General features: G+C 48.4%; 1 rRNA gene. It reads left to right on the top strand.

From position 1 onward, the window contains the following. Nucleotides 1-214: 214 nt before the first annotated feature. Nucleotides 215-3101: ribosomal RNA gene (locus tag CWB60_RS09080) — 23S ribosomal RNA — on the top strand. Nucleotides 3102-3231: the final 130 nt, after the last annotated feature.

Raw genomic sequence — 3231 nt, 5'->3', positions numbered from 1 at the left:
AATATGCTCTTTAAAAATTTGGAAAAGCTGATAATAAAATTCGTATGAATAACAGTGTTATTTGTACAGAGTTTTCAAAAGTAAAAAAGAATGATAGCAGTATCATTCAGTGCCAATTTAATCATTCATGATTAATTGGTATCTACTTTAGTATTCAATATTAACTTCTGGCGAAGTTAAACTGTCACATAACAAAGACCCGTTTGGGTTGTATGGTTAAGTGACTAAGCGTACACGGTGGATGCCTTGGCAGTTGGAGGCGATGAAGGACGTATTAACTTGCGATAAGCCTAGTCAAGCTAGTAAAAAGCGCTTGAGACTAGGATTTCCGAATGGGGAAACCCACCTGCTTGCAGGTATCGTTAACTGAATACATAGGTTAACGAGGCGAACGCGGAGAACTGAAACATCTAAGTACCCGTAGGAAAAGAAATCAACCGAGATTCCGATAGTAGCGGCGAGCGAAATCGGAACAGCCCTTAAGCTTATTATGTGTTAATGGAAGGCTCTGGAAAGTGCCACGATACAGGGTGATAGTCCCGTACATGAAAAGACATTTTAAGTGAAATCGAGTAGGTCGGAGCACGTGAAACTTTGACTGAATATAGGTGGACCATCATCTAAGGCTAAATACTCCCAACTGACCGATAGTGAACCAGTACCGTGAGGGAAAGGCGAAAAGAACCCCTGTGAGGGGAGTGAAATAGAACCTGAAACCGTGTACGTACAAGCAGTAGGAGCCTACTTGTTAGGTGACTGCGTACCTTTTGTATAATGGGTCAGCGACTTATATTTTGTAGCGAGGTTAACCGATTAGGGTAGCCGTAGGGAAACCGAGTCTTAACTGGGCGAATAGTTGCAAGGTATAGACCCGAAACCCGGTGATCTAGCCATGGGCAGGTTGAAGGTTGAGTAACATCAACTGGAGGACCGAACCCACTAACGTTGAAAAGTTAGGGGATGACCTGTGGCTAGGAGTGAAAGGCTAATCAAACCGGGAGATAGCTGGTTCTCCCCGAAATCTATTTAGGTAGAGCCTCGGACGAATACTTACGGGGGTAGAGCACTGTTAAGGCTAGGGGGTCATCCCGACTTACCAACCCTTTGCAAACTCCGAATACCGTAAAGTAATATCCGGGAGACACACGGCGGGTGCTAACGTCCGTCGTGAAGAGGGAAACAACCCAGACCGCCAGCTAAGGTCCCAAAGTCATAGTTAAGTGGGAAACGATGTGGAAAGGCCCAGACAGCCAGGAGGTTGGCTTAGAAGCAGCCATCCTTTAAAGAAAGCGTAATAGCTCACTGGTCGAGTCGGTCTGCGCGGAAGATGTAACGGGGCTAAACTATGCACCGAAGCTGCGGATTCATCTTAGGATGAGTGGTAGGGGAGCGTTCTGTAAGCGGTTGAAGGTGTACCGGGAGGTATGCTGGACGTATCAGAAGTGCGAATGCTGACATGAGTAACGATAATGCGGGTGAAAAACCCGCACGCCGGAAGACCAAGGGTTCCTATCCCATGTTAATCAGGGTAGGGTAAGTCGACCCCTAAGGCGAGGCCGAAAGGCGTAGTCGATGGGAAACGGATTAATATTTCCGTACTTGGTATAATTGCGATGGGGGGACGGAGAAGGCTAAGCAAGCATGGCGATGGTTGTCCATGTGAAAGTGAGTAGGCTAGCGACTTAGGTAAATCCGGGTTGCTGTTAGGCTGAGACACGAGACGAGCACCCAAGGGTGTGAAGTTGCTGATGCCATACTTCCAGGAAAAGCCTCTAAGCTTCAGATTATACCGAATCGTACCCCAAACCGACACAGGTGGTCAGGTAGAGAATACTAAGGCGCTTGAGAGAACTCGGGTGAAGGAACTAGGCAAAATCGTACCGTAACTTCGGGAGAAGGTACGCTCCTATCTGTGATGAGACTTGCTCTCTAAGCGGACGGGAGCCGCAGTGACCAGGTGGCTGGGACTGTTTATTAAAAACACAGCACTGTGCAAAATCGCAAGATGACGTATACGGTGTGACACCTGCCCGGTGCCGGAAGGTTAATTGATGGGGTTAGTTTTCGGACGAAGCTCTTGATCGAAGCCCCGGTAAACGGCGGCCGTAACTATAACGGTCCTAAGGTAGCGAAATTCCTTGTCGGGTAAGTTCCGACCTGCACGAATGGTGTAACCATGGCCACGCTGTCTCCACCCGAGACTCAGTGAAATTGAAATCGCAGTGAAGATGCTGTGTACCCGCGGCTAGACGGAAAGACCCCGTGAACCTTTACTACAGCTTGGCACTGAACATTGAACCTACATGTGTAGGATAGGTGGGAGACTTTGAAGCAGCGACGCTAGTTGTTGTGGAGTCGTCCTTGAAATACCACCCTTGTAGTTTTGATGTTCTAACGTTGGCCCCTGAATCGGGGTTACGGACAGTGCCTGGTGGGTAGTTTGACTGGGGCGGTCTCCTCCCAAAGAGTAACGGAGGAGCACGAAGGTTGGCTAAGTACGGTCGGACATCGTACGGTTAGTGTAATGGTAGAAGCCAGCTTAACTGCGAGACAGACACGTCGAGCAGGTACGAAAGTAGGTCATAGTGATCCGGTGGTTCTGAATGGAAGGGCCATCGCTCAACGGATAAAAGGTACTCCGGGGATAACAGGCTGATACCGCCCAAGAGTTCATATCGACGGCGGTGTTTGGCACCTCGATGTCGGCTCATCACATCCTGGGGCTGAAGTCGGTCCCAAGGGTATGGCTGTTCGCCATTTAAAGTGGTACGCGAGCTGGGTTTAGAACGTCGTGAGACAGTTCGGTCCCTATCTGCCGTGGGCGTTTGAGAATTGAGAGGGGTTGCTCCTAGTACGAGAGGACCGGAGTGAACGAACCGCTGGTGTTCGGGTTGTCATGCCAATGGCATTGCCCGGTAGCTACGTTCGGAACTGATAAGCGCTGAAAGCATCTAAGCGCGAAGCAGGCCTCGAGATGATTTCTCACTAGACTTTTAAAGTCTCTGAAGGGCCGTTGAAGACTACAACGTTGATAGGCAAGATGTGGAAGTGGTGTGAGCCATTAAGCTAACTTGTACTAATTACCCGTGAGGCTTAACCATACAACGCCAAACGCGTTTTGTGACAGAAACAAGCGACAGAAGTTAATAGCTAGAGTAGATAAATACTTAGACTTAAAAAATATTATCAGAATTTTCCAAATTTATGAGGTGACTCTTAGCGCGTAGCGTG

It is taken from the genome of Pseudoalteromonas sp. S327 (genome assembly GCF_005886415.1).
In the GTDB taxonomy this organism is placed as follows: domain Bacteria; phylum Pseudomonadota; class Gammaproteobacteria; order Enterobacterales; family Alteromonadaceae; genus Pseudoalteromonas; species Pseudoalteromonas atlantica.
This window is presented reverse-complemented; position numbering and strand designations above follow the sequence as displayed.